Origin of the sequence: Streptomyces sp. XM83C (assembly GCF_023072675.1) — a bacterium.
GTDB classification, from domain to species: domain Bacteria; phylum Actinomycetota; class Actinomycetes; order Streptomycetales; family Streptomycetaceae; genus Streptomyces; species Streptomyces thermocoprophilus.
On the sequence record NZ_JALLGL010000329.1, the window covers coordinates 1 to 6,576 of the forward strand.

Consider the following 6,576-nt stretch of genomic DNA (forward strand, 5'->3'; position numbering starts at 1 on the left):
GGGGGCGGGGCGTCGGGGCGGGTGCCGGTGACCAGGGCCGTCGCGACGAGGCGCAGCTTCGTGTTGGACAGCTGGGACGCCTCCCGCAGGATCGCCCACGCCTCCTCCGATGTGCAGCAGTGCGTGGCCATCAGGATGCCGCGCGCCTGGTCGATCACCGGGCGGGAGGCGATCGCGTGCCGCAGCTGTGCTATCTCCTCCTGCAGCAGCCGCAGCCGCTCCTCCCGGTCCGGCACGGCGGGCGCGGGCTGTGGCTCCGCCACGGTGCCCGGCCGGCCTGCGATGTCCTCTGCCTCGCTCCTCACGGCGTAGCGCCCCCTGCGTGTCACGATCCGACCGTCTCTCCTGCCGCCCCCGCTGGTGATGCGCCTGCCCCCCGAACGGCGGCATACACGTGGCCGAGTGTCGGCCGGGTCGGGGAGGGTAGGCGGACCGGGACGGGGACAGAGCCGACGGCCCGTGACAGCGGTCCTGGGCCGGAGGCCGGAGGTCACACGACCGAGGGCAGGGTGCCATGGAGGCGGACACGGGAGACGGGACCGTCACCCTCGTACGTCCGGCCCTCGGGGCGCCCGCGGCGGATGCCGTCGCGCCCCGGGTCTCCGGGTGTGGGCGGCGTATCGTGCCGAACCCGCCGTCCCGCGCCCCCCGCCTCGTGCCGGTGGCGTTCCGGTACGACCGTCCGGCGATCGAGGTGCCGAAGTCATGAGTGCCGCCGACCTCTTCGACCACCCCGCCCTGTTCTACCGGGGCGAGGCCGAGTACCTCGCCGGTGTCCTGCCCTTCGTGCGTGACGCGCTGGCCGCCGAGGAGCCCGTCGCCGTCGCCGTGCCCGGGGAGAACCTGGACCTGGTCCGCGACGCCCTCGGCGCCTGCGCCGGCGCCGTGCGGCTGCTGGACATGCGGGAGGCCGGACGCAACCCCGGCCGTATCCTGCCCGCCGTGCTGCACGCCTTCGCCGACGCCCAGCCGCCCGGACGGCGCGTCCGTATCGTCGGCGAACCCGTGTGGGCGGGGCGCAGCAGCGTCGAGTACCCGGCCTGCGTCCAGCACGAGGCGCTGATCAACGCCGCGTTCCGGGGCCGTGCGGTGACCGTCCTGTGCCCCTACGACGCCGGCCGCCTCGACCCCGGCGTCCTCGCCGACGCGTACGTCACCCACCCCACCGTCGTCCCCGCCGGCGCCACCGTGGCCCACGACAGCCGCGCGTACGCGCCCGAGCAGGCGGTCGCCCGCTACAACGTGCCGCTGCCGCCCGCCCCGCCCGGGGCGCCGGCGTGCGCGTTCACCGCCGCCGCGCTCTCCCCGGCCCGGCACCATGCCGTCGCCGAGGGCCGCCGGCTCGGGCTGACCGGGGTACGGCTCGACGATCTGGCGCTGGTCACCGCCGAGTTGACCACCAACAGCGTGGTGCACGGCGGCGGCGCCGGCACGCTGTGGGTGTGGGCCGAGAGCGGGTACGTGGTGTGCGAGGTCCGCGACGACGGGCGGCTCACCGACCCGCTGGCCGGTCGCCGGCCCGCCCCTCGTGAGCGGCGCGGCGGACGCGGCCTGCTGCTGGTCAACCTCGTCTCCGACCTCGTCCGCACGCACACCGGGGACGACGGGACGACCGTGCGGGCGTACTTCGCCGTGTGACCCGGCGGACGGGCCGTCAGCCCGCCAGCGGGTTCAGCGTCAGCGGTGCGATACGGCCCTCCAGCATGTGGCCGAGACCCTGTACGGCGCACACGTCGGGGCGTTCCGCGATGTGCACCGGCATCCCCGTGGCCTGACGCAGCATCTGGTCGAAGCCGGGCAGCAGCGCGCTGCCGCCGACCATCATGATGCCGCGGTCGGCGAGGTCGGCCACCAGATCCGGCGGGCAGTCCCGCAGCACCTTGCCGATGCCGTCCAGAACGGCCGTCAGCGGCGTCTGGATGGCCTCCCGCACCGCCGCGGTGTCGATCTTCACCGAGCGGGCGAGGCCGGTGGCGACGTCCCGGCCGTGGATCTCCGTCGAGGCCGGGCCGTGCGGGGTGAGACCGTTGCCGGACAGGGCGATCTGCAGCGGCCGTACCGACTGACTGGGCAGCATCAGCTCGTGCGCGTGCCGCAGATGCTGCACGATCGCCCGGTCCACGGCCTCACCACCCACCGGGACCCGCTCGGCGGTCACGATGGAGCCGAGCGAGAGCACCGCCACCTGCGTCGCCGCCGCCCCGCACACCATGATCATGGTGGCCTCGGGGCGTTCCACCGGCAGCCCGCAGCCGACCGCGGCGGCGATCAGCGTGTCCACCAGCTCCACACGCCGCGCGCCCAGACCGACGAGCGTCTCGATCGCGGCACGCTGGGCGAGCGGGTCGGCGTCGTGCGGGGTGCAGGCGGCGGCCCGCAGGAACGGCTTGCGGCGCAGCTGACGGCGGACCTTGTCGCCGATCAGATGACGCAGCATGCGCTGCGCCATGTCGATGTCGACGACCGTGCCGCCCGAGACGGGCCGGACCACACGGATGTAGTGCGGGGTGCGGCCCGTCATCTTCTCCGCGAACTCCCCGACCGCGATCAGCGCGCCCGTACGCGTGTTGACGGCCGCGGCGGACGGCTGGTCCACGACGAGGCCCGAACCCTTCACATAGACCCGCGTCCGCGCGGCGCCCAGGTCGACGGCGAAGTGGCAGCGGCGCAGCTGCTCCAGACTGGCGGTCATGGCAGGCCTCCCGAGAGCGCGGACCGTGGCGGCTCCGCCGGCGCGGCGGGCCGTGAAGGGCGTGCCGCCGGGCGGCGGCCTCTCGGACAATCGTGCGCGGCCCGTGCGCCGGGCGCCCGCTGAAGGGGGCCGGGCGGGGCACCGCCGAACGGGGGCCGTGGGGATGCCGGTGTGCGCGGTGACGTGGCTGGGCGGGGTGGTCGGCGATTCCCGGGTGACGGCCGTGCGCCGCGACTTGCGGAGCACGGCCGTACGGTGACCTGCCCGGGCGGGGTCGTGGGCCGACGCGCCGGGAGGGCGCCGCGAAGAGACCTGCCTGCCGGGTCGTGTCGGTGATGCCCGGTCAGAGCGTGCGGGCCGCGTCCAGGAGGGGACGCAGGGTTCGTACGGTCAGGGCGCAGCCGGCGTCCCGCAGGTCCCGCTCGGCGGACGCGTTGCGGGGGAGCCCCACACAGGGCACGCCCAGCCGCTGGGCCGCGGCGACCTCCGCGGGGGAGGAGCTGACCAGCAGCGCGGGCGGGTGCGGGGCCGCGGCGTCGCCGCCCAGGCCGCGGACGACGCAGTCCGGGTCGGGGGTGAGCAGCGTCAGGTCCTTGCCCCGGCCGTGGACACCGGCCAGCGGCAGCCGGTACGGGTCGACGTACCGGAGGACGGCCAGTTCGTGCACATCGGACACGACCGCGACCCGGCGCCCCGACTCGTGCAGTCGCCGTACCAGAGCCACGGCGTTGTGTGTCGTCGGCGCGCCGGGCACCGCCCGCAGTTCGATCTCGTCCAGCCGGCTGCGCAGCAGCGGCCCGAGCGGGTCCCGGGCGTACGCCCGCAGCACGTCCAGCGGATGCTCGAACGCCTCCCGGGCCGGCCCGCCGCCGCGACCCTGCCCGGTGACGACGTCCAGCAGCTCCCGTACGGCCTCCTCCGCCGCCCGCGCCGAGTACAGCCGCGCCACGGGCCCCTCGAAGCCGAGCAGCACCGTCTCCGCGCCGGCGAGGAGATCCGGCAGCGCGGGCGGCTTCGTCTCCGACGGCGCGGCCACCGGCAGCGGGGCGCCCTCCGGGGCGAGGACCACCGAGTACGACACGGAAAGCCCCGGCACCGGCCAGTCGCCCACGCCCGCGTTCACCGCGCGCTGCGCGGCACCGGCCCGGCGCAGCGGATGGCGGCGCGTGATACGGGACGCCGACTCCACGAGATGGTCCAGGAGCGGCTGCGCCACGTGCTCGGTCTCCGACCCCACGAACGCCACCGGGTCGTCGACGTGCCAGAACAGCTCCACCGCCGCCGCGAAGGCGCCCTTGCCCGAGCTGGGCAGGGACACGCGGTATCCGCCGTGCTGGGGGGTGAGGTCCACCTCGTAGTACGTCCGCGCGTCCGGCCGTTCACCGCTGTACGGGTCGGCCGGGTCGAGCAGCGTCAGCGGGCCGTCGGGCCGCTGGTGCACGATCGCCGTACGGCCGGGCGCGGGCACCCCGAGCCGGCGCAGGTCCTGCGTGATGAACGGGCCGCGCACCAGCTCCCGCCCGCCGTCGTCCTCGGTCAGCGGGCAGTACCAGGCGACGGGCGGTGTGTCGGGGCCGCCGTCGAGCAGCGGCTGGAAGCGGTACGGCTCCTGCGCGGCCGAGCTGCCCATGAACTGCGCGTACAGCGCGGGGCAGACGGTGACGACGAGGGAGCCGTGCGGTGTGATCCCCGCGAGCTGGTCCGGGGTGGGCGGCACGCTGTCGTCGGAGCACAGCAGCACGTTCAGCCCCGGGCCCCCGTCGGACAGGCCGGACAGCATCTCGGGCAGGCCGCGCAGGATCGCCACCAGCACCGGCAGGAGATAGCTGCCGGGCTCGGTGCTCACCTCGTAGCCGTCGTCACGGACCCGTACCTCGTACCGGTCCGGGGTGAGGGAGCCGCGGGACAGCATCTGGTGGACGGCGTACTCCAGGGTGATGCGCGTCTCCGGCAGGTGGGACAGGCTCCGGTCGGCGAGGAAGGCGATCGTCGGGAGCCGGGGGGACGCCGGGGGCGGCGTGGACGGTGCGGACTGCGGGGACTGCGGGGACTGCGGGGGCGTCGTGGACGGCGGCGCGGGGCGGGCTTCGAGGGCCAGCTGGTCGCGCAGCGACCGCAGGCGGGTGCGCGCGGCGGCGGCAGCGGGTCCGGGGATGCCGTCCAGGGGGTCGCCGTGGAAGAGGCCGTGGGCGTGGCGGAGGCGCTCCGGGTCCTTGATGGCCTGTTCGAGGTCGCGGAGGTCGAGATGGTCGTCGGGAATGTGCAGGGCCCAGCCGTCGGGCAGGTCCACCAGGGAGCCGTCGGCCACGACCCCGCGCAGCTCCGCCGCCAGGTCCGTGAGGTGCGTGAGGAGTTCGCCGGGGGGCGGTGGGTTCTCCCACAGCCCTCGGGCCAGCTCGGCGCGGGTGACCCGCCGGCCCTCCGCGTGCAGCAGCATGAACAGCATCGCCAGGGCACGGGGCGAGGGCAGGTCGAGTTCGCGGTCGCCCGCGGTGATCCGTGGCGGGCCCAGCAGGGTGTACGTGCGTTCGGGGCCGCCGATATCCAGCTCTTCCAGACCGGTGGCGAGGCGCGCCGCCCGCGCCAGATCGCCGTCCCCGAGCAGGCTCGTGAGGTCCGCCAGGTGGCCGTACCACGGCAGGTCCGGCGCTGCGGCGATGTCGCGGGCCAGCTCCCGCAGCAGCCGGAGGAAGTCCTGCTCGTCCGTCCGCGCGTTGCGGCCACGGGATTCCTCCCCGAGCGCGAACCGGCTGATCAGCACCGTGCCGTCCGGCCTCAGCAGGAGGCCCTGCGTTCCGTGCTGCCCGCGCACCAGGCCCTGCGCGTGCAGGGCGCGCAGGCCCCGCCGGCCGTGGACGAGGAGCCGCACGAAGGCCCGGAAGGACAGACGCCGCACAGGGCCCCGGAGCAGCTCGGTCAGGGTCACCCCGTCGACGAACTCCGTGACGAGGTACGGAGACCGGCCCTCCACGTCGTGGTCCAGCACCCGCACCACATGCGGGTGGTCGAGCTTGGCCAGCTTGTGGGCCTGCGCGGCGAACAGGGCCGGGTCGCGCTGCTCGGGACACCGGTGGACCACGACCCGCCGGCCGGTGGGCAGGTGCTCCGCCTCCCACATCCGCATGCCCGGCCCGCGCCGTTCGACGAGCAGGTAGCGTCCGCCCAGGACGTGACCGGTGCCGTCCGCTGTAGGGGCGCCGCCGAGCCGTCGTACCGTCTCCTCGCTGACCGTCGCGAACACCGCGCCGGCCGGGCCTGCGGCTCCGTCGCCCGCGCCTTCACCCGTAGCGCCCGCGTGTTCGCCGCTGTCGCCCGGCCCGCCGTCCGTCGTGTCCGGGGCGGCCCCCGCCCCCGCCGTCACCTCGAACTCCCCGGCCGCCAGGCCCGCGCGTTCATCGATCAGTACGCCCATCTCGTCCAGGAACGCGCGCGTGCGGGAGCGCACCGACCGGGGCAGGCTCCGCAGCAGCAGCTCCCGCACGCCCGGACGGAAGTCGTACGAGCCCGGCGGACCCGGCACGGCCCGCAGCATGCCGCTGAGGATGACCTCGGCCAGATGCTGGGGGCGCGGCGCCCGCTCCACCGTGTGCTGCACCAGCCGCATCACCGGCACCGACGCCTCCGCCAGCGCCAGATGCCCGGCGAGCCGGAACGCCTCCGGGGAGGCCGTCGCCCGGAACCGCAGGACGAGTTCCTCGGCGCCCGCCGCGGCGGGGTCGGGTGCCGGGGCAGCCGGCGGCAGGGGCTCGGCCCGCAGCCACGCGACCGCTCCGGGCGCCCGGCCGCCGCCCACCGAGGCGACCAGGTGCGCCCAGTGGGCCAGCCAGGGCGCGCCCGGCTCCAGCACCGGCAGCGGCAGGGCGCGCCCTGGCTGGCCCACTGGG

The 6,576-nt window shown here is 75.8% G+C and carries 4 protein-coding genes; 1 reads left to right on the forward strand and 3 read right to left on the reverse strand.

Features of this window, described 5'->3' with window-relative positions; translation table 11 throughout:
- Positions 1-305 (reverse strand): ANTAR domain-containing protein (locus tag MTQ10_RS26185; RefSeq protein ID WP_374117695.1); only part of this gene is annotated, 305 nt, incomplete at its 3' end.
- A gap of 400 nt (positions 306-705) precedes the next feature.
- On the opposite strand from MTQ10_RS26185, the gene MTQ10_RS26190 reads away from it, so the two are divergent.
- Positions 706-1,638 (forward strand): anti-sigma factor RsbA family regulatory protein, encoded by a 933-nt coding sequence (locus MTQ10_RS26190; protein WP_247472628.1) that lies wholly within the window; start codon positions 706-708, stop codon positions 1,636-1,638.
- Positions 1,639-1,654: 16 nt separating this feature from the next.
- On the opposite strand, the gene MTQ10_RS26195 is transcribed toward MTQ10_RS26190, so the two are convergent.
- Positions 1,655-2,692 (reverse strand): rod shape-determining protein, encoded by a 1,038-nt coding sequence (locus tag MTQ10_RS26195; protein WP_247472629.1) that lies wholly within the window; start codon positions 2,690-2,692, stop codon positions 1,655-1,657.
- Positions 2,693-3,035: 343 nt separating this feature from the next.
- Positions 3,036-6,576, reverse strand: a 3,541-nt coding sequence (locus MTQ10_RS26200; protein WP_247472630.1) for a protein kinase, incomplete at its 5' end; no start/stop codon positions are given.